Source organism: Gordonia malaquae NBRC 108250 (genome assembly GCF_000344135.1).
In the GTDB taxonomy this organism is placed as follows: domain Bacteria; phylum Actinomycetota; class Actinomycetes; order Mycobacteriales; family Mycobacteriaceae; genus Gordonia; species Gordonia malaquae.
On the sequence record NZ_BAOP01000017.1, the window covers coordinates 85,068 to 103,418 of the forward strand.

The following is an 18,351-nucleotide window of genomic DNA, read 5'->3' on the forward strand; positions in this document are numbered from 1 at the left end:
GTCAGCGTCCCACGTGCAGCGCGTGAACAGCGGCGCGACGCCCCGACATGCCGTGGACTCCCCCGCCGGGCGCCGTCGCCGACGAGCACAGGTAAACGCCGGGCAGGCCCGTGAACTGGGGAGTCGGCGACAGGATCGGACGCACGAGCAGTTGTCGCAGGCTCGCCGCCCCACAGTTGATGTCACCGGCGATGTCGTTGCTGTTATGGACGGCGAAGTCGGCGGCCGTCGTCACGATCGTGCCGTCGACGATGTCGCTGAAGCCCGGCGCGCGGCGTTCGATCGCCGCGATGACAGCCGCCGACATGTCGACGTCGCACCCGGCGGGCACATGGCAGTACGCCCAAGCGAGGTGCGTGCCCGCGGGCGCCCGGGTCGGATCCACTCGGGTCGGCTCACCGCCGAGTACCCACGGCCGGCGCGGGACTCGACCCGCGGCGACATCGGCCTCCGTCGTGCGGATGTGGGCGAGGTCGTCGGCGAGATGGAACGTAGCGGTGGCGGCCATGACGTCCGGGCGATGCGCCCACGGGATCGGCTCCGAGAGCAGAAAGTCGACCTTGCAGACACCCGGACCGTAGTCGAAGCGGCGCAATGCTCGTGCGTAGCGCCGCGGCAACGCGTCGCCGATGACACGCTGAACCACCGCGGGCGAGGTGTCGAAGAACAGGTCGGCGTCGGCCGGCAGCTGTGCCCGCTCGGTCACTTCGACTCCGGTCTCGATCCGTCCGCCGTGTCCGACGACGACGGCGGCCAGCGCGTCGACGATCGCCTGCGAGCCGCCCTCGGCGACCGGCCAGCCGGTCTCGGTCAGCATGCCCAGAAGCAGTCCGGCCGCCGACGAGCCGAGCGTGGACAACGGCCGAATCGCGTGAGCGGCGATCGCCGCGAACGCGGCGGCGGCGCGGTCGGTGCGGAACGCCTTCGCAAGCACATCGACCGGTGCCAGCGCGGCGGGCGAGAACCTGGCCATATCGAGGGTCCTGCGTGGAATGGCGGGCATGGCGAGTATGTCGTCGGCGAGCGCAGCGGGCTGAGTCGATGGTGCGACAAGCCGCTCCCAGCGCGTCGCATCCACGCCGAACTCCTCTGCGAGGGAATGCTTTTCGCGTCTCACGGCGATCACGTCGCCGTCGGCGACGTGCGCGATCGACACGTCCGGCATGCACCACCGCAGGCCGTGGCCGGTGAGATCGAGATCTGCGAAGGCCGGCGAGACGAACCCCGTCGGGTGCACTGCCGAGCACACATCGCGATGGATTCCGGTGCCGAACGCCTCATCGGTGCGCGCACCTCCGCCGATCGTCTCGGCGGCTTCGAGAACCAGCACGCGACGGCCCGCGACGGCGAGAGTCGCGGCGGCGGTCAGGCCGTTCGGCCCCGAACCCACGACGACGGCATCGAACACGTCACGCACTATTCACTCCTCTCACAGACGCCCACCTCGAGTGTCACCCAGACGATAGATTGGTGCCATGTCGTCCGCCTCTGCCCGACGGTTGCTGGCCCTCGTGTCCGTGCCAGTCGCCTTGTTCCTCGGCTCATCGACCGCCGGATCGGCTCACGCCCAGCCACCGCTGCATCTTCCGGCTCAGGTCGTCGACCCGGCGAATGCGTTGAACGCCGCGCAGAGTGCACAGATCGAGCAGTCCGTCACCGAACTCGCAGACGACCACGAGATCGCCTACTGGGTGGTCTACGTGAAGAACTTCGACGGACTCTCTCCCGAGGAATGGACGTCGCGGACCGTCGCGCAGAGCGATTTCGGAACGCGCGACGTGATCCTCGCGATCGCGACCGACACCCGCACCGCCTACCTGCAGGCGCCGTTCGACGTGGACGGGCTCACGGACTCCGAGATCGCGGCGATCACCGCCGACGACCTGGATCCCGCTGTGACGGAAGGGCGATTCGCCGACGCCGCGCTGTCTGTCGGTTCGGCACTCGGGTCCGCTGCCGACGACGACTCCGCATCCCGGGTCGGCCTGATCACGACGGTTGCCGTCGTCGGCGTCCTCGCAGCCGTCGGCGTGGCGCTGTACGTCCGGAAGCGACGCGCCGACGAACCGGACGAGGAGGCGTTCACGGCCGACGAACTGGGACGTCAGCCGCTCAGCGAACTCGACCCGTGGTCCCGCGAGGTCCTGACCGGCACTGATCGGGCGATCGCGACCAGCGCCGACGAACTCTCGCTGGCCGTCGACGAGCTCGGACCCGACGTGGCGCAGCCGTTCACCGATGCGGTGCTCGACGCTCGCGCGGCGCTCGCCGACGCGTTCACACTCCGGCAGAGGATCGACGACGGACTCGTCCCCGACCCCGAGGAGCAGCGCTCGCTCCTGGTCCGGATCATCACGACATGCTCGGACGCCGACGCCTCACTCGACCAGCAGGTCGCCGGATTCGACGCGTTACGCAACCTGCTCAGCGATCCGGCCACTCGATTCGACGCACTCGAGGCTCGGGTCGCCGGACTCACCGCCCGACTTCCCGTGACTCAGTCGAGGCTCGACGAGCTGACAGCCGAACACGGCGCCGACGTCATCTCGATCACCGAGAACGTCGCGCTGGCCGCCGAGCAACTGCAGTTCGCGGAAGACGTTCTTGAGCAAGGCCGCGAAGCGGCCGCCGCCGGAGCCACCGGACGCGGCTCCGTCGTCGGTTCCATCCGCTCGGCCGAAGGCGCGCTGGATCAGGCCGCGAAACTGCTGGACGCCGTCGACGGATCTGATCCGAGCAGCACCGACGACATCGATCTGCCCGCAGTGATCGACCGCGTACAGGCGGCCTCCGACTACGTCGAAACACGCCGAGGAGTGGTCGGATCCATCGCACGGACTCGCCTGTCCGAGGCGCGCCGACTCGCAGACACCGCCGCCGACCTCGCCGAATCCGATCCAGCAGCTTCGGCGGAAGCTGCACTGAGAGCCTCGATACTCGCCGATCAGGCGTTGACCGCTGCTCGGGCCGACGTCGCCGACTGGTTCGATTCGCAGCGTGTGCCGTCAGGCGACTCGTACGGCGACCTTGCCCCGGTCTTGACCGGCATCCTCGTCGACACCGTTCTCAACGACGATGTCCACGACGGCGGTTACAGCCACGACGGTCGGAGCCCGGCGTCGTACGGTGGATCGTCGAGTTCGGGGCGCATCGGCGTCGGCGGCCGGATCTGACATGCCCACAGCATTGATCACCGGCGCCAGCCGCGGTGTGGGCGCCCAGATCGCACGAGCGCTCGCACCCACTCACGATCTCCTGCTCGGCGGCCGAGGCAGTGCCGAACTCGACACTCTCGCAATGGAACTCGACGGCGCCGCGACGTTTCCAGTGGATCTCACCGACCACGACTCGCTCGAAGCGGCGACCGAGGCCGTCACGTCGCTCGACGTCCTCGTGCACAGTGCGGGGGTCGCGAGCAGCCTGGAGTCTGTCGCGGACACACCCGCCGACGAATGGCGGTACCTACTCGAGGTGAATCTCATCGCCGCTGCTGAACTGACCCGACTGCTGTTGCCCGCGCTGCGGGCGGCCGGAGGTCACGTCGTGTTCCTCAACTCGGGAGCGGGCATGCGAGTCAATCCGGGGTGGACGCCGTACGCGGCGAGCAAGTTCGGATTGCGAGCACTCGCGGACGGTCTCCGGCTGGAAGAGCCGTCGCTGCGAGTCACGTCCGTGTTCCCCGGCCGGATCGACACCGACATGCAGCGCGACATCGTCGCGATCGAAGGCGCCGATTACGACCCGTCGAAGTTCCTCAAGCCGGAGACCGTCGCCGCGGCAGTGGCCCACGCGATCTCGACGCCGTCGGACGCTCACCCCACGGACGTGGTCCTGCGCCCGACAGGTCGCTGAACGATCCCACCAGATCCGCCGCCAGACGTTCGACATACGCCTGGTCGAACAGGGCGGACGCATACAGTATCTCCACCCGTCCCACCGCGCTCCGCGTCGGCGCGACGACGGACACGTGCAGGTCACATCGCGCGATGTCGACGGGGTACGGCGTCACGGGCACCCCGGGAAGGCCCGGATCGCGGTCCATCGTCAGCATCACCTGGAACAGCGGGTGTCGATCGGTCGGCGACGGACCCAGCGCGTCGACCACGTCGGTGAATGCGGTCGCCGAGTGTGCAAACGCCTCATTCTCAGCCTTCCGTACCGCCTCGACGGTGGCAGGCCAGGACGCCGACATCCGGCACAGGACGCTGACCGTGTTCACGAGCATGCCGACCACCCCGTCCCACCGAGTGTCGTCGCGTCCCGAGGTCAGGGCGCCGATCGGGACGGCCCTCGCGCCGCTCCGCGCGCTCACCAGCCCCGCAAGTGTCGCACGGAGGACGGTCAATTCCGTCACCCGATGCTCTTGAGCGGCGTCGCCGACAGCGGCCCATTGACCCTGCTCGATCGGGTATGACACCCGTGCTCCGCGGTCGTCCCATACTGGGCGTCTCCGCGTCACGGCGGCGAGGTCGACCACAATCGATGCTGTCGGCGCGAAGTGCGCGATGTCCGCGGCCCGATGCATGTCCGCCCGGGCTGTCGCGAGGCGCGCATAGTCCCGGTAGTCGCCGTCTCGTGCCCGCGGCGGCTCGGTGAGGCTCGACGCCAGAATGCGCAAGGATTCGCCGTCCACCGCGAGGTGATGGAAGGCGAATCCGACCTGCGTGGCGGCCACACGCGGTGCGATCACGACGCGGATCGGGTAACCGGAGGCCACGTCGATCGGCTCGTGCAGGCGTCGACGCATGTCTGACCCGTCGGCGAGCGACTCGATTCGCCATCGATCCGGATCCGCGGTCGAATCGACGGTGAAGGTCGCGTCGTCGTCGAACCTGCTGCGGAGCATCGGATGAGCATCCAGCAGGGAACCGACGAGCCCTCGTGCATCGGCCGTCGACATGAACCCCGGAACGGTCACCTCGAAGGCGATGAGGTGATCGATCCTGCCCCGGCCTTCGAACACCGTGCGCTGCGCCGGGGAGATCGGCACCGGCCCGTCGCTGGACGGTTCGGGTTGGGACTGCTCATGTGCAATCGCGTCGATGAGATCAGCGATCCGCAGGGAGTGCCGGACTCGAAGACGTCGCGGACGCCGATACTCACGCCGAGTCGTCCGTTGATGTCGGCCGCCACTGCTGTCGCCGACAGGGAGTCGCCTGCGAGGTCGAAGAAGTCGTCGTCGATCCCCACCCGGTCAGCGCCGAGGGCCCGTTCGAAAGCCTCGACTACAGCCTGCTCCACCTCGGTCGAAGGAGCACGGAACCGCCGCCGCTCGCCGACCACCGGCGGCGGCAGCGCAGACGTGTCGATCTTGTTGTTCACCGTCAGCGGGAGTTCGTCGAGCAATGTCACTCCGGCCGGGGTGTGTGAGGAACCGGCCGCGTCGCGCACGCTCGCGCGCACGCGTCGGGCCAGGTCCTCCGTGTCGACGCCCGTAGCAGGAACCACGTACGTGTGCAGGGAGATCCGTGACTCGGTGTGATGCGCGACGGTGACGCTCCCCGTCACGAGCCCTGTCGACAGCACGGCCCGATCTGTCTCCGCAGGCTCGACGCGTACCCCGTTGATCTTGACCTGGCCGTCGCCGCGGCCGAGGAACCACAATCGATCGTCGACCCCGCGCCGCACACGATCACCCGTCCGGTACATCCGTCCGCCGTCACCGTCCACCGAGGCGATGAAACGGTCCGCAGTGCGACCTGTCGGTCCGACGACGCCGCGCGCAAGGCTGGGACCCGCCACGTACAGTTCACCCTCGCCGGCCCGCGGGACCGGGCGAAGTCGCCGGTCGAGAACGTGGGTCCGCACTCCTCGCATCGGCTCGCCGAGGGGGATCTGCGGTTCAACACCGTCGGGGTCGATCGGGTCGGTCAGAGTCACACTGCACGTGGTCTCGGTGGGACCGTACGCGCAGCGGACGGTCCTGGTCCGCGCCCATCGCCGGATCAGCGGCGCGGGGCACACGTCGCCGCCGACGATCAGGTGCGTGAGGTTCGGGAGGCCCTCGGCCGGGAGCGTCGCGAGCACCGCAGGCGTGACGAACAGATGAGTCACTCCGCGGCTCTCCAGCAACAACTCGAGGTCTGCTCCACCGCGCACCTCGGGAGGGACGATCACCAGCGCTGCACCGGCGTGGGCCGCCGCGAGCATCTCGACGATCGCCGTGTCGAAGCCCGGCGACGCGAGATGCGCGACAACACTGGTGTCGTCCAGGCAGTAGTGATCATCCATCTCGTCGATGAGCGCACCGATTCCGCTGTGCGTCACCACGATCCCTTTCGGGGTCCCCGTACTGCCGGACGTGTACAGCAGGTACGCGGCCGCGTTGTGCCTGACGCCAGGCGGAATGCTCTCCCCAGGGGTCCGACGGTCAACGACGGCGACGTCGGCGAGGTCGATGTCGGCGGCCGACCCGAGACCGAGCACCAGCGCCGGACGCGCGTCGCCCAGCATGGTCCGCCGACGCTGCTCCGGCAACGTCGGATCGATCGGCAACACGCACATGCCGGCTGCCGCGACCGCCCACCCGGCGACCACGCTGTGAACTGATCTCGCACACACGACAGCGATGACGGCACCTGGGCGTGCGCGTTCACGCAGGCTTCGCGCGATGTCTGCGGCCCATTTTGCGAGGGCGGAGTACGTGTGTTCGCGACCGTCGGCGTCGATCACGGCCACCCGGTCGCGTCGGCGGTGCCTGAGGTACTCGTCGGCGAGCGTCCGCATTCGGTCCGACGGCTCGCCCGCAAGCGCCGAGGTCGGCTCGGTGACGTCCAGGCCGACGATCGGAGCGTCCCGTTTCGCGGCACTCAGCGCCCGAACTCCGCCGACGACATCCCCGAGCAGAGCCTCCGCAAAGGCGACGTCGTGAGCCTCGGCGTCGGCCTCGATCTCGATCCTGAGGGTGTCCGCGCCTCCCGGGTACACGTTGATGTTCACGTCGTCGACCGGCCCGGTCGTGAGCACCCTCAACTCGGCCCGAACCCCGTCGCCGAGGCCGACATCCGGGATCGACGGCACCAAGTTCACCACGGGTCCGAGGCGCTGACGCCCGTGGTCGGCGACGATCTCCTCGAACCGGAGGCACTGGTGGCGGAGTGCTTCGGACAGTGTTGCCGCGACGGCGCGCAGAAGAGTGTCGACGGACTCGGCGTCCACCTGTTCGATGAGAATGGGCAGCAGGTTCGACATCGTCCCGGCGGCGGCGCGGACGGCCGCCGTCGTGCGCCCGGATGTCACGAGCGTGAGCGGGATCGACGATCGATCAGAGATCCGGGACAGGCCGACCGCGCACCCCGCGACCAGGACTGCGACTGTCGGCACACCTGCTCGAACGGCGGTCCGGCCGAGTTCGGATGCAGACGAGACGTTCAGATCGACTCCGACGAGGTGCGAGGAAGACGACGGGCCGACCGTGCGCGGTGCGAACCGGAGCGGAGCCGGCGCCGCAGCCATCACGTCACGCCAGTAGTCGCTGTCGCGCCGTCGACGGTTCGACACGAGATAGGTCTGCTCGTGGTCGAGGATCGCATCGAGACCACGCGGAGACGGGGGAGCGCTGCTGTCGGCTGCCGAACCGACTCGTGTTCGGTAACGATGCGCGACGTGGCGCATCATCAGGCCGGCTGCATACCCGTCGAGGAGGATGTGGTGCGCACGGGCATAAAACGTCCACCTCGACGGACCGAGCTCGAGGAGCACACATCGCAGAAGGGGACCCGCCAGGTCGACCGGTTCCCGCGTCGCGGCGGCCATCCACTCGACGGCGGCACGGTCCGGATCGTCCTCGTTGATCATCGACACGGTCTCTGTCAGGCGAGGCCGGCTGTGCACATCCCCAGACAGCATGGGCCGGCCGTCCACCACGAGACGAGTGCTGGACACCCCGAGGTCCGCGCACACCTCGTCCACACACGCCGCGAGAGTCCCTGCGTCGAGCGGCCCTTCGATGTCCAAGCACTGCGCGACGACGATCGGGATTCTGTCCCCGACCATCTGCTGGGCGAACCACAGAGCCCGTTGGGCGCGATTCAGCGGACGATCGTTCATCGCGCCGCGGAACGGACTGCCCGCACGACAACAATCCGCTCGTCGGTCTGACCAGGTTCGATGAGTCCCTTCTCGGCGAGCCAGCCTGCCCGTTCTCGTGTGACGGGTCCGAACTCCAGTCGCGCCTCGTCTACGACCGATCCCGAGAGTCCGTTCATAGTCAGACGATCGACGACTTCCGCCACGCCTGCGATGTCGGAGAAGACTAGGAGGAGTACACCTTCGGCGCCGAGGATCCCGGCGGCTCGGTCGACGATCACGTCGAGCACAGCCCGGCCGTCTGGACCCGCGTCCCAAGCGTGACCGTCGAACGTGTCGTGCGGAGCCGGGACGTACGGCGGGTTGGCGACAAGCAGATCGACAGGCTCCGGCGGCGACCACGTCCGCACATCGGCCTGCACTGAGTCGACCACGACATCGTTGGCGGCCGCATTCATCGCGATGGCCCGAACCGCGTCTCGGCGATCGTCTACGGCGCAGACAACGGCGCCGGCGAGGGCTGCATAGATCGACGCGATCCCACTTCCGGCGCAGAGTTCGACCACCGAATGGTTCGGGGGCGCGCCCACGAGTTCACCGACCACGTGGCGACAGAGCAGTGCTGAGTCCACCGAGGGTGGGTACACCCCGCGAACGTCGACTACGTCGGGGCGCGGATAGGGGAGTTCCGCGAGAATCCGGCTCGTCGTCTCTTCACCGACGGCCCAGTCGACGATCATCGCGCGACTGCGGGCAGAAGTGACGACCGTCCGGATTCCCACGCGTCCCAGATCTGCTCGGTGAGCAGGTTCTCGACGACCAGGCACGCGCGCGCACCGCGCACGAGTCCGATGCGGTCGGCGGGCGTGACACCGAGAGCACCGGCGACTCGGCGAACGATCAGTTGCTCGTGGACGGCGTCTGCCTCCACGTGCTCGTCGTAGAAGATGCGCGCCGATTCGTCAACATCCAGCCGGCGCAGGGCCCTGCTGTAATCCCTGCTGGGAAGCGATGAGGACATCTCGATGAGGCAGAGATGTCCCACGAGCTCGTTGACTCGACTCCGGTGCATACCGAAATACGACAATGTGTTCAACGCGACCAAGGTGGCCGCCGGAACACTGTCGATATAGTGCGCATAGGAATCATTCAGTTCAAGCTCTCGCATCAATCTGGCGAACAACTCGGAATGCATGTAGTCGAGTCGTCCGCCACCGTACTCGTCCGATTGGACTTCCACGAGCGCGGCCTTCGCCGAGCCTGCTATTCGCGGAATCGCGTGAGTGTGAAGGTCCGCTTCGCGTAGTTGATTGAGCGAGCGGTGAATCACGATCTCCCGGAACTGCTCGACGGTGCCTTTGGTCGCCATGAATCTGGCGAGCGGCGGCCCGTCGTCGGATGCGCCGATCCGGAAGAGCTCGTCGACGACGTCGGGCGGATCGACGACACGCCCGACCGATTCGTCGAGCGCTGCGATATGAAGCTTCTCTAGGTCCGATCGGAGACGTAGCAGGTCAGGATCCCATCCGAGCTCGTCGTCGACGCCGTCGATCCCTCGAAGGTGGAGTTCGTACAGCAATGTGAGCGCAAGCTGCGCATCGTCGTCCGCGAATACGTCGACGACGTGGTCGACCCCCGTCGACGCAACCCTGCGGCAGGAGTCGCGGCGATCCTTCAGATCAGCGAGCAAAGCCTCAGTGATCTTTCCGCGCGCGGCGGGAATAGGCATTCTCAACGCTTGGATCGGTCTACGCTCACGGTCCGTGAGTACACTCGAATCAATCATCGATTGCTGCTCCCGTGGGATTGGAACAATGGCTATTCACAATAGGTCCGGCGATTCCGTTTCCGGAGAAGTGACCGTATTTCCGTGCCCTGGCGGCCCTCTTCTCGTTCGCGGTCCCATTTCAGTCGTCAATGCCGATGGTAGCGCGTTCTCGCCACGCCGACAGACGGTCGCGTTCTGCCGCTGCGGCCGGTCGACCATTGCTCCGATGTGCGACGGTTCGCACAAGAGCGGACGACCGAAACAATAGCGGCATGCGCTTTCCGGCCGCCGTTCTTGTGCTTGCGGCGACGGCATTCACGGTTGTCGTCGACGAGACGTCTATCGCCCTCCTCGGTCCGTCCGTGGCCGCCGAGTTCGGACTCGGCGATCAGATCCGTCATCTTCTCGTCACCCCGTTCGCGGCGGCTTTCATCGGGACCCTGCCGGTAGCGGTCCTGCTCTTCGGACGTGTCGACCCACGGCGTGCGGTGGCGCCTGCCGTCTGTGTCTTCGCCGGCAGCGCCGCGGCCGGAGCCCTAGCACCGTCTGTGCTCGCGCTGGTGGGCGCCCGCGTCGCCCAGGGCGCGGCCGCCGCAGTCGTGATGACGTGCGTGCTGGCATCACTGCATGTCGTCACTGCCGACTCGCCGACTCGGACCCGTGACTTCGCGCTGTTCTCCGTGGTCTCCGGTTCGGGCGCGGTCGCCGCTCTGCTGGTGGCGGCGCCATTGGCGACCGTGTCGTGGCGTCTGTGCTTCTGGGCGGTTTGTGCGGCGACCCTCTGCTGTGTCGCCGGCTGGCTCACTGTGGGGTCTGAGTCGAGCGAGGCCAGGCGATCTCAGCCCGGCACATCGGGGTCGTCGACACCGTGGCGCGCCCTGTCGACGACGTCCCTTGTGAATGCCGTCCTGAGTGCTTCCGTCATCACGGTCAGCTTCGCCGTGCAGCAGGATCACGGGTGGTCTCCGGCCGAGACCGGGATCGGCTTCCTCCCGCTCAACGGCGCGGCGGCGATCGGGGCCGTGGTGGTGTCGCGGTTCTCCGCTCGACTCGGGCAGAGGTTCCTTCTCTGCGGAGGCATCGGCCTGCTCGCTGCGGGGTGTGCACTTCTCGGAGTGGTTCCGCAGCAGCCTGCCGCAATTCTCTCCGCGACGGTTCCACTCGGCCTCGGCCTCGGAATAGCTCTTCCGCTGGTCAACGACGGTGTGCTGAGCGGTGCCGATTCCCGGCCGATGCACCGCGCTGCCGCGCTGGGTGTCGCCCAGCAGATCGGACTCGCCGTGGGTGCAGTGATCGCGGCCGTCCACTCACCGGTTGCACTCGGCGTCTTGGCCGCCTGCGTCGCACTGTGGGCGGCGACCGCTCAAACCTCGCCGAGCCCGCGCAGATAGTTCCCGATGATCGCGGCGGTCCGATCGGGTTCGCGGCCGATGACCGTCCGCGCCAGCACCAGCGCATCGGTGAGACCGATGAGCGCTTCCACCTGATCGACGTCAGACGGCACTCCCGCCTTCGCAAGAGCGGCTGCCGCAATGCGAGTTGTCATCTCATGAACGTCCCCCGGTGCTGTCAGTCGATCCCGTAGGTCTGGTCGGTCGGCCAGTTCGAGGATCAATGCGTATCGGGCTCGCATGTCGTCGGTGCGTGCCACCAGTGTGTCGACGAGCCCGACGAGCGCGTCGGTGAGTTCGGCAACGCTCACTCGATCACGACTCACGAGCTCGCTTCCGAAGCTGATAGTCACGTGGTGGGCATCGGCGATCGCCCGCTCCGAGAGGGTGTCGATCACGATCTCAAGCAGCGCTGATCGTGTCTTCGCGTGATATGACGTGGTCCCCGACGGAACGTCCGCCTCCCGGTCGACCGCCCGATGCGTCAGCGCACGGACGCCGTCGCGCGCGATGATTCTGATCGCGCTGTCGGCGATCGTCGTGCGCCGGTCTGGCCGCTCAGCAGGTGTTGACACGACCCGATACTACAGGTGTAGCGTCTGGTTCAGAGCCACTACACCTGTAGCGACGAACCGGGGGCCACCATGCCGATGATCGAAGATCACGTCGACCGAGATCTGTATCCGTTCAAATCCCGTTGGTTCACGTCGCCTGCCGGGCGCGTTCACTACGTGGACGAGGGGAGCGGCCCGACGATCGTGTTCTGCCACGGGTCACCGACCTGGAGTTTCATGTTCCGCAAGGTGATGGCCTCGTTGCGGAACGACTACCGCTGCATCGCCGCCGACCTTCTCGGCTTCGGCCTCTCGGAGCGCCCAGACGTGTTCGGCTACACCGTTCGTGAGCATGTCGCAGTGATCGGCGACCTGCTCGACCACCTCGGCGTCGACGACTACATCCTGGTCGGGCACGACTGGGGAGGGCCCATCGGGCTGGCCGCATCGATTCCGCGCGCCGACCGACTCCGTGGACTTGTGCTAACGAACACGTGTTTCTGGCCGATCACCAGGCTTCCGAATCGTCTTTTCAGCACAGTGATGGGCACCCGGGTGATGCGTCGTCGAATAGTGGAGCGGAACTTCCTCGTCGAACAGGTGCTTCTGGGTCGTTTCGGGCCGCAGCTGACCGCCGCCGAGGCCGATCAGTATCGACTCGTTCAGCCTTCACCTGCGGCTCGACGAGGTCTCGCGGTGATCCCGACCGAGATCACCGCGGCGGCCCCACTTCTCGCGACGCTGGAGCACGACGTCGTATCACTTCTGAGGGACCGTCCGGTGGTTGCGGCGTGGGGCGCGCGGGACAGGGTGTTCCCGGCGCCCTCGTGCCTGCCGCGGATTCACGCAGCGTTCGACGACGTCACCGAGGTGCGGATCCCGCACGCAGGCCACTTCACTGCCGAAGAAGCGCCCGACGACCTGATTCGCGCGATCGTCGAGCGCTTTCCGATCAGAGCTGCTTGAGGTCCGACTGCTCCCAGACGGCGCGCATCGAGACGATCTTGCCCTCGTCGTTGAACACCATGATGTCGACGGGGGTGATCTCGAACTTCATTCCGGCAGTACCGGTGACCAGGGTGAACTCGAAGACCGCGGTGTCGCCGGCGATCTTGGTCCACTTGAGAGCGGCGTCGCGGCTGTCGAGGTTCGTGATGATGCCGTAGAACTCGACCAGCTCCTCGCGGGTGCCGCGGATCGGCGCGCCGATCGGGTCTTCGACAGTCGCACCCTCTGCGTACAGGTCGGCGATGTCGTCTGCGGATCCGCCGTTGAGTCCATCGATGTAGGCCTGGACGGTCGCGGCGATCTTCTCCGACAGTGTGAGTTCCTGCTGGTCAGCGGTCATGTTCACTCCCTGAATTGAAACGTGTTCTAGTTGAACCGTAGCAGGGGACAGGGGCGCGCTGAAGAGTCCTGGCACGATTGGCCCATGGTGATCCGCTCGCTGCTCCTCTTCGCCCTCGCCGCCGTCGCCGAAATCGGGGGCGCATGGCTGGTCTGGCAGGGAGTGCGTGAACATCGCGGTTGGCTGTGGATCGGCGCCGGAGTCATCGCGTTGGGCGCCTACGGTTTTGTCGCCACCCTGCAACCGGATGCCGAGTTCGGCCGCATCCTCGCCGCGTACGGCGGAGTGTTCGTGGTCGGATCACTCGTGTGGGGGATGATCGCCGACGGTTATCGCCCGGATCGGTGGGACGTCATCGGCGCGCTCGTCTGCCTCGCAGGCGTTGCCCTGATCATGTATGCGCCGCGAACAAGCTGAACGAGGCACTTATTGACAGACGAGGCATGCATCCGTGCCTCGTCTGTCGCTGAGCGCCTCGTTCGGACTGCGCGCGTCCTGCGATCAGCGCAGGTCGGCGCTGCTCTTGCCCAGCACACGGCGGGCGATGATCAGCTGCTGGATCTGCTGGGTGCCCTCGAAGATGTCGAGGATCTTCGAATCGCGCGCCCACTTCTCGAGCATCTCCTTCTCGGAGAAGCCCGCGGTGGCGCCGATCTCGACGGCCTTGTTCGTCAGATCGGTGACCGTGCGGCCGGCCTTGGCCTTCGACATCGACGCCTCAGCCGAGTTCGGCTGCTTGTTGTCGGCCATCCAGGCGGCGCGCAGGGTCAGCATCCATGACGCCTCCCAGTCGGACTCGAGGCGGATGAACTCGGCGACGGCCGAGTGCTGAGCGGCGACGGGGCGGTCGTAGTCGATCTCGTGGCCCGCCTCCTCAATGATGCGGCGGAGCTCTTCGAGAGCGGCGCGCCCGAGTCCGACTGCCATCGCGGCGACCACCGGGCGGGTGTTGTCGAACGTCTGCATGACGCCGCCGAAACCCTTTTTGACGTTGATCTCCGGGGTGCCCAGCAGGTTGTCGGCCGAGACGCGAGCGTTCTCGAATCGAACCACAGCGGTGTCGGACGAGCGGATGCCGAGCTTGTGCTCGAGGCGAGCGACGGTGACGCCGTCGGTGGACATCGGGACGACGAAACTCTTGATGGCTGCGCGCCCGACGTTCTTGTCGAGCGTCGCCCAGACCACGACGTGGTCGGCACGCGAACCTGCCGTCACGAAGATCTTCTCGCCGTTGATGACGTACTCGTCACCGTCGAGAACAGCGGTGGTCGACACGGCCGCCGAGTCGGAGCCGAAGCCCGGCTCGGTGATCGCCATCGCCGCCCACACGTCGGCGAAGCGTTCGAGCTGCTCCTCGTTCGCGACAGCGGCGATCGCGGCGTTGCCGAGCCCCTGGTAGGGGATCGACAGCATCAGCCCGACGTCGCCCCAGCTCAGCTCGCGTGCGTTGAGCACCGAGCGGAGATTGGCGCCGTTGACGGTGTCCTCCTTCGCCGCAGCGGCTTTGTCGGAGTCCTTGTCACCGCCACGCGCCTGCTTCGCGATCTTGCCGAGTTCGTCCAGTTCCACCGGGTACTCGTGCTCGGCCTGGTCGTACTTGCGGGAGATGGGTCGGAAGATGTGCTCGGCTGCGAGACGGGCGCGCTCGACCGTGGAGTTCAGCTTCTCCGGGAGCTCAAGGTTGATAGCCATACCGTTACCTTACTATCGAGTAAGTTACTTGTCGATAGGCTCCCGCGGGCCGGGCCGCTACGGTCGAAGCGTGACCTCCCGCGCGTACCCCCCGCTCCGCTCTGCACCGCCGGCCGAACTCGTGACCGGCGGCCGATACAACTTCGGCACCTACGACGGTCCGATCGCGACGATCAATCCGCTCGACGCGGCCGGTGACGGCCTGCTCGCGGGGCCTCGGCGCGCGGTGCGCGACCTCGGACTCAAGGAGTGGGAGGCGTTCCAGCTCGGTGACGACGACTGGTTCGTCCTCGGCGCCGTCTACAACGCGAAGGCCCTCGGCCTCCTGCAGGTACTGGTGGTCGACAAGCGCAAAGACACCATCACCCGATTCGAGACGAAGCTGCCGTCGCCGATGCTGTCGGTGGCGCGCGGCCTGTCCGGCACCACATCGCACGGTGACTTCGACGGGCTCAAGATCTCCCTCGGAAACGACCTTCCCGACGGGACCCTGACCGTCGACGCGACCCGCTCCGCGCGGGGCGACAACCCGTCGCTCTCACTGCACACGACGGGGGACTGTTCACCCGAGTCGGCCGCTCACCTCGTGATCGTCCACCCGTTCGCCGACAACGACGCCCTGTACTCGCACAAGGTGATGATGCCGATGACCGGCTCGCTCGTCCTCGGCGACGAGCGGGTCGGATTCGCCGACGACCACGGCTTCCTGATCCTCGACGATCACCACGGTGACTACCCGCGCCCGATGAAGTACGACTGGATCACCGCGGCGCGCCGTGCCGACGGCAGGGTTGAAGGGTTCAACCTCACCGACAACCAGATTCGGAACCCCGCCGAGTTCAACGAGAACGCGATCTGGGTCGGGAACAGCCTCGACCGGCTTCCACCGGTGACCTTCGAGCGGCCCGACGGACCGTGGGGCATGTGGCGGGCACGAGACGCCGACGGCGCCGTCGACGTCACATTCACTCCCGTCGTGAGGTCGACGATGCACGTCGGACCGAGGAAGGTGCTCGCCGAGTACTACGCGCCCTACGGCTGGTTCTCCGGCGTCATCCACGGCGAGAACAACACGCTCTCCGTCGACGGCATGTACGGCGTCGGCGAGCAGAAGCGCATCACCGTCTGACGCGCCGGCTGCCTCCGGGTACGACTACGCCCCGGCGCTGGAAGCGATCCGGGGCGTGAAAGATGTATGGGGTGCGACGGTGATGAATTCGCGACCTTGTGCAGACAGGGCGGCCGACAGCAGGTCGGCGGCGGGATGTGAATCGGTGACGATGCGGGTGACGGTCTGATCGGCGAGGAGTCGTTTGAGGACTGTCGACGAGTCGTCCTCTCGACATGTCTCGTCGATCCGCATTCCGCGGGAGAAGGCCCATTCCTTGAGCTCGCTCGCACTGCGCGGGTCACTCAGATAGAGCGCCGTCCGAGCCGGCCGCGTCGACTGTGAAACGGGCGTGTCGGAGACGTCGACCAGGATCAGGCGTCCCACTTTCCGCGCAGGGTGAGGCAACGTCCCGTTCTTGAACCAGCGTTGCGCGGTCTTCGTGGAGATCCCCTGCGTCTGCGCGTACTGGGTGAGGTTCATCGTCGCCACGAAGAGACAGTGTCCGGCCGATGTACGTCTGAAGTCAATTCATATCCGGTCAATAAAAGACTTGACCGGACTCTAGCGGACACTTAGCGTTCTCCACGTCATACAACGTCTTCCTAGCTCAGTGGATAGAGCGTCCGGCTACGAACCGGAAGGTCAGGGGTTCAAATCCCTTGGAGGACACGCGAAGCGAGAAGAGGCTCGGGCAGTCATGGTCATCGAGGCGATAGATCGAATACCCGTCGTGGTCCGCAATGCGGACAACGCCGTGCTCCACAGTCGACCTTTTCGCGAGATCGTCGGGCACCTGCTCGACGGAAAGGTGTGGGTGGTCGCGAACTTCGACCCTCCGGTCATCGCACACGCGGTGTCCATGCAGATCGAGGTTCCGCGGGAGGTGATCCTTCGCGACTACGTGTACCGCCCGTACGTGGAGGTGGATCGTACGACGCGCGAGAAGATCCTGCGTCGGGATCGCCATCTCTGCGGCTACTGCGGCCTGCACGCGAACACGTGGGATCACGTGATGCCGCAGTCCCGCGGCGGCGGGAACACCTGGTTCAACTGCATCGCAGCATGCGGACCATGCAACTGGGACAAGGGCGATCGCACCCCGGAAGAGGCGGGCCTCCGCCTGCTCTGGGAGCCTTACCGTCCCGCCTGGGCGTGATGCCCATCGAGAGAAGAACATTGTTGAGAGGAGGGGACTCATGAACGAGTACCCCATCGCGCTTCCCGGAGCGCGGGCCGACACGCTGATGTGGGCCGAACCGGGAGAGATCGAACCTGCGGCGCTGGACCAGCTCCGGAACATCTCCAAGCTCCCCTGGGTGGAGAAGCTGCGCGTGATGCCGGACGTGCACCTCGGCAAGGGTGCGACCGTCGGTTCGGTGATCGCGATGCGCGACGCCGTCGCGCCTGCCGCTGTCGGTGTCGACATCGGCTGCGGCATGGCCGCCGTCCAGACCGATCTGACAATGGACGATCTACCGGACAGCCTCGCACCTCTGCGTGCGGGCATCGAGCAGGCCGTGCCCGTCGGCTTCAACGCCCACAACGGCGTCACCGACGTGCTGCGGAAGCAGTGGCCGCTCAAGCGCGAGGCCGATCGCCTCTTCGGATCGTTCGACGCGCTCCGTGCGCCGAAGATCGCCGAGCGTGAAGGTCGCATGCACGCACAGTGTGGATCGCTGGGCGGGGGCAATCATTTCATCGAAGTGTGCGCGGACGACGACGGCAGCATCTGGCTGATGCTTCACTCCGGCTCCCGCAACATCGGCAACGAACTCGCGCGTCGGCACATCGAGACCGCTCGAACCCTCGAGCACAATCTCGGTCTGCCGGACCGAGACCTCGCCGTGTTCCTCGCGGGGACCGACGAGATGTCCGCCTACCTGCACGATCTGTACTGGGCGCAGGATTACGCCCGGCTCAACCGAGCGGCGATGATGGCACTGGTCAAGGCTGTCGTCGTCGAACACTTCCCGCAGGTGACGTTCCGGTCGGAGGTGCAGTGCCACCACAACTACGTCGCCGAGGAGACCTACGACGGCGTGGACGTGATCGTCACTCGCAAGGGCGCGATTCGCGCGGGTTCTGGCGACCTCGGGCTGATTCCGGGCTCCATGGGAACCGGATCGTTCGTCGTCCGTGGTCTCGGCAACGAACAAGGCCTGTGCTCGGCGTCCCACGGTGCCGGGCGTCGTATGTCGCGGACCAAGGCGAAGAAGACGTTCACCGTCGACGACCTCGCCGCGCAGACGGTTGGAGTCGAATGCCGCAAGGACCGCGGGGTGCTCGACGAGATCCCGGGTGCTTACAAGGACCTTCAGCAGGTGATCGACGCCCAGACCACCGGGCCGTCACCGTTGGTCGAGGTGGTCGCCCGCCTCACCACGCTGATGTGCGTCAAGGGCTGAGCGCCCGCTGCAAGACGCAAAAGTCAGTACTCAGACGCGACACCGAGGGCAATA

The 18,351-nt window shown here is 66.7% G+C and carries 18 protein-coding genes and 1 tRNA gene; 10 read left to right on the forward strand and 9 right to left on the reverse strand.

Annotation, left to right across the window (positions count from 1 at the left end):
* Window position 1: 1 nt before the first annotated feature.
* Window positions 2–1,417, reverse strand: a complete 1,416-nt coding sequence (locus tag GM1_RS12825; protein WP_008379427.1) for a phytoene desaturase family protein — start codon at window positions 1,415–1,417, stop codon at window positions 2–4.
* A gap of 58 nt (window positions 1,418–1,475) precedes the next feature.
* Here GM1_RS12825 and GM1_RS12830 point away from each other — a divergent pair, with 58 nt between their 5' ends.
* The gene (locus tag GM1_RS12830; RefSeq protein WP_008379429.1) at window positions 1,476–3,173 is read left to right on the forward strand and encodes a TPM domain-containing protein; all 1,698 of its coding nucleotides are present in this window, start codon (window positions 1,476–1,478) and stop codon (window positions 3,171–3,173) included.
* Between the two features lies 1 nt (window position 3,174).
* Window positions 3,175–3,852 (forward strand): SDR family oxidoreductase, encoded by a 678-nt coding sequence (locus GM1_RS12835; RefSeq protein ID WP_008379430.1) that lies wholly within the window; start codon window positions 3,175–3,177, stop codon window positions 3,850–3,852.
* Here GM1_RS12835 and GM1_RS12840 read toward each other — a convergent pair.
* The 4 genes from GM1_RS12840 to GM1_RS12855 are packed head-to-tail and all read right to left on the reverse strand — an operon-like array spanning window position 3,755 to window position 9,757.
* Window positions 3,755–4,990, reverse strand: a complete 1,236-nt coding sequence (locus GM1_RS12840; RefSeq protein WP_040520058.1) for a condensation domain-containing protein — start codon at window positions 4,988–4,990, stop codon at window positions 3,755–3,757. The two genes, GM1_RS12835 and GM1_RS12840, sit on opposite strands and share 98 nt — an antisense overlap.
* The gene (locus tag GM1_RS12845) at window positions 4,915–8,049 is read right to left on the reverse strand and encodes a non-ribosomal peptide synthetase (protein ID WP_008379432.1); all 3,135 of its coding nucleotides are present in this window, start codon (window positions 8,047–8,049) and stop codon (window positions 4,915–4,917) included. The genes GM1_RS12840 and GM1_RS12845 overlap by 76 nt, the downstream gene beginning before the upstream one ends.
* Window positions 8,046–8,768: a methyltransferase gene (locus GM1_RS12850; RefSeq protein ID WP_008379433.1), complete on the reverse strand. Its 723-nt coding sequence runs from the start codon at window positions 8,766–8,768 to the stop codon at window positions 8,046–8,048. The genes GM1_RS12845 and GM1_RS12850 overlap by 4 nt, the downstream gene beginning before the upstream one ends.
* Complete coding sequence (locus tag GM1_RS12855) at window positions 8,765–9,757, reverse strand: iron-containing redox enzyme family protein (RefSeq protein WP_008379435.1); 993 nt, start codon at window positions 9,755–9,757, stop codon at window positions 8,765–8,767. Before GM1_RS12855 ends, GM1_RS12850 begins: the two co-directional genes overlap by 4 nt.
* A gap of 85 nt (window positions 9,758–9,842) precedes the next feature.
* Between GM1_RS12855 and GM1_RS21955 the strand changes: the two genes are divergently transcribed.
* Together GM1_RS21955 and GM1_RS12860 are read left to right on the forward strand one after the other, a co-directional pair.
* On the forward strand, window positions 9,843–10,064 hold the full coding sequence (locus tag GM1_RS21955) for a CDGSH iron-sulfur domain-containing protein (protein WP_075051907.1): 222 nt from the start codon (window positions 9,843–9,845) through the stop codon (window positions 10,062–10,064).
* 4 nt (window positions 10,065–10,068) lie between these two features.
* Entirely contained in the window at window positions 10,069–11,187 is a 1,119-nt protein-coding gene (locus GM1_RS12860; protein ID WP_008379436.1) for an MFS transporter, read from the forward strand.
* Here GM1_RS12860 and GM1_RS12865 read toward each other — a convergent pair.
* Entirely contained in the window at window positions 11,160–11,762 is a 603-nt protein-coding gene (locus GM1_RS12865) for a TetR/AcrR family transcriptional regulator (protein WP_008379438.1), read from the reverse strand. The genes GM1_RS12860 and GM1_RS12865 overlap by 28 nt on opposite strands.
* Before the next feature lie 75 nt (window positions 11,763–11,837).
* Between GM1_RS12865 and GM1_RS12870 the strand changes: the two genes are divergently transcribed.
* Complete coding sequence (locus GM1_RS12870) at window positions 11,838–12,707, forward strand: alpha/beta fold hydrolase (RefSeq protein WP_040520093.1); 870 nt, start codon at window positions 11,838–11,840, stop codon at window positions 12,705–12,707.
* Here the strand turns inward: GM1_RS12870 and GM1_RS12875 are convergent.
* On the reverse strand, window positions 12,694–13,089 hold the full coding sequence (locus GM1_RS12875; protein WP_008379441.1) for a nuclear transport factor 2 family protein: 396 nt from the start codon (window positions 13,087–13,089) through the stop codon (window positions 12,694–12,696). The genes GM1_RS12870 and GM1_RS12875 overlap by 14 nt on opposite strands.
* An 84-nt stretch (window positions 13,090–13,173) precedes the next feature.
* Here GM1_RS12875 and GM1_RS12880 point away from each other — a divergent pair, with 84 nt between their 5' ends.
* The gene (locus tag GM1_RS12880) at window positions 13,174–13,506 is read left to right on the forward strand and encodes a YnfA family protein (protein WP_008379443.1); all 333 of its coding nucleotides are present in this window, start codon (window positions 13,174–13,176) and stop codon (window positions 13,504–13,506) included.
* An 84-nt stretch (window positions 13,507–13,590) separates the two neighbouring features.
* Here the strand turns inward: GM1_RS12880 and GM1_RS12885 are convergent, their stop codons facing one another.
* The gene (locus tag GM1_RS12885) at window positions 13,591–14,781 is read right to left on the reverse strand and encodes an acyl-CoA dehydrogenase family protein (RefSeq protein WP_008379444.1); all 1,191 of its coding nucleotides are present in this window, start codon (window positions 14,779–14,781) and stop codon (window positions 13,591–13,593) included.
* A gap of 70 nt (window positions 14,782–14,851) precedes the next feature.
* Between GM1_RS12885 and GM1_RS12890 the strand changes: the two genes are divergently transcribed.
* Window positions 14,852–15,910, forward strand: a complete 1,059-nt coding sequence (locus tag GM1_RS12890) for a DUF2804 family protein (RefSeq protein WP_040520061.1) — start codon at window positions 14,852–14,854, stop codon at window positions 15,908–15,910.
* Window positions 15,911–15,934: 24 nt separating this feature from the next.
* Here GM1_RS12890 and GM1_RS12895 read toward each other — a convergent pair whose 3' ends face one another.
* Complete coding sequence (locus GM1_RS12895) at window positions 15,935–16,381, reverse strand: recombinase family protein (protein WP_008379447.1); 447 nt, start codon at window positions 16,379–16,381, stop codon at window positions 15,935–15,937.
* Window positions 16,382–16,488: 107 nt separating this feature from the next.
* On the opposite strand from GM1_RS12895, the gene GM1_RS12900 reads away from it, so the two are divergent.
* The 3 genes from GM1_RS12900 (at window position 16,489) to GM1_RS12910 (ending at window position 18,297) form a co-directional block, all read left to right on the forward strand.
* Window positions 16,489–16,561 (forward strand) — tRNA-Arg (locus GM1_RS12900).
* A gap of 28 nt (window positions 16,562–16,589) precedes the next feature.
* Window positions 16,590–17,048, forward strand: coding sequence for an HNH endonuclease (locus GM1_RS12905; RefSeq protein WP_040520094.1), 459 nt, complete (start codon window positions 16,590–16,592; stop codon window positions 17,046–17,048).
* 40 nt (window positions 17,049–17,088) lie between these two features.
* Window positions 17,089–18,297 (forward strand): RtcB family protein, encoded by a 1,209-nt coding sequence (locus tag GM1_RS12910; protein WP_008379451.1) that lies wholly within the window; start codon window positions 17,089–17,091, stop codon window positions 18,295–18,297.
* The last annotated feature ends 54 nt before the right edge of the window (window positions 18,298–18,351 follow it).

Bases quoted from the DNA above. Each gene is read 5' to 3' on its own strand.
- GM1_RS12845 (WP_008379432.1), bottom strand. From the start codon at position 8,049: ATGAACGATCGTCCGCTGAATCGCGCCCAACGGGCTCTGTGGTTCGCC.
- GM1_RS12860 (WP_008379436.1), top strand. From the start codon at position 10,069: ATGCGCTTTCCGGCCGCCGTTCTTGTGCTTGCGGCGACGGCATTCACG.
- GM1_RS12830 (WP_008379429.1), top strand. From the start codon at position 1,476: ATGTCGTCCGCCTCTGCCCGACGGTTGCTGGCCCTCGTGTCCGTGCCA.
- GM1_RS12905 (WP_040520094.1), top strand. From the start codon at position 16,590: ATGGTCATCGAGGCGATAGATCGAATACCCGTCGTGGTCCGCAATGCG.
- GM1_RS12880 (WP_008379443.1), top strand. From the start codon at position 13,174: ATGGTGATCCGCTCGCTGCTCCTCTTCGCCCTCGCCGCCGTCGCCGAA.
- GM1_RS21955 (WP_075051907.1), top strand. From the start codon at position 9,843: ATGGCTATTCACAATAGGTCCGGCGATTCCGTTTCCGGAGAAGTGACC.
- GM1_RS12875 (WP_008379441.1), bottom strand. From the start codon at position 13,089: ATGACCGCTGACCAGCAGGAACTCACACTGTCGGAGAAGATCGCCGCG.
- GM1_RS12910 (WP_008379451.1), top strand. From the start codon at position 17,089: ATGAACGAGTACCCCATCGCGCTTCCCGGAGCGCGGGCCGACACGCTG.
- GM1_RS12835 (WP_008379430.1), top strand. From the start codon at position 3,175: ATGCCCACAGCATTGATCACCGGCGCCAGCCGCGGTGTGGGCGCCCAG.
- GM1_RS12870 (WP_040520093.1), top strand. From the start codon at position 11,838: ATGATCGAAGATCACGTCGACCGAGATCTGTATCCGTTCAAATCCCGT.
- GM1_RS12850 (WP_008379433.1), bottom strand. From the start codon at position 8,768: ATGATCGTCGACTGGGCCGTCGGTGAAGAGACGACGAGCCGGATTCTC.
- GM1_RS12885 (WP_008379444.1), bottom strand. From the start codon at position 14,781: ATGGCTATCAACCTTGAGCTCCCGGAGAAGCTGAACTCCACGGTCGAG.
- GM1_RS12855 (WP_008379435.1), bottom strand. From the start codon at position 9,757: ATGCCTATTCCCGCCGCGCGCGGAAAGATCACTGAGGCTTTGCTCGCT.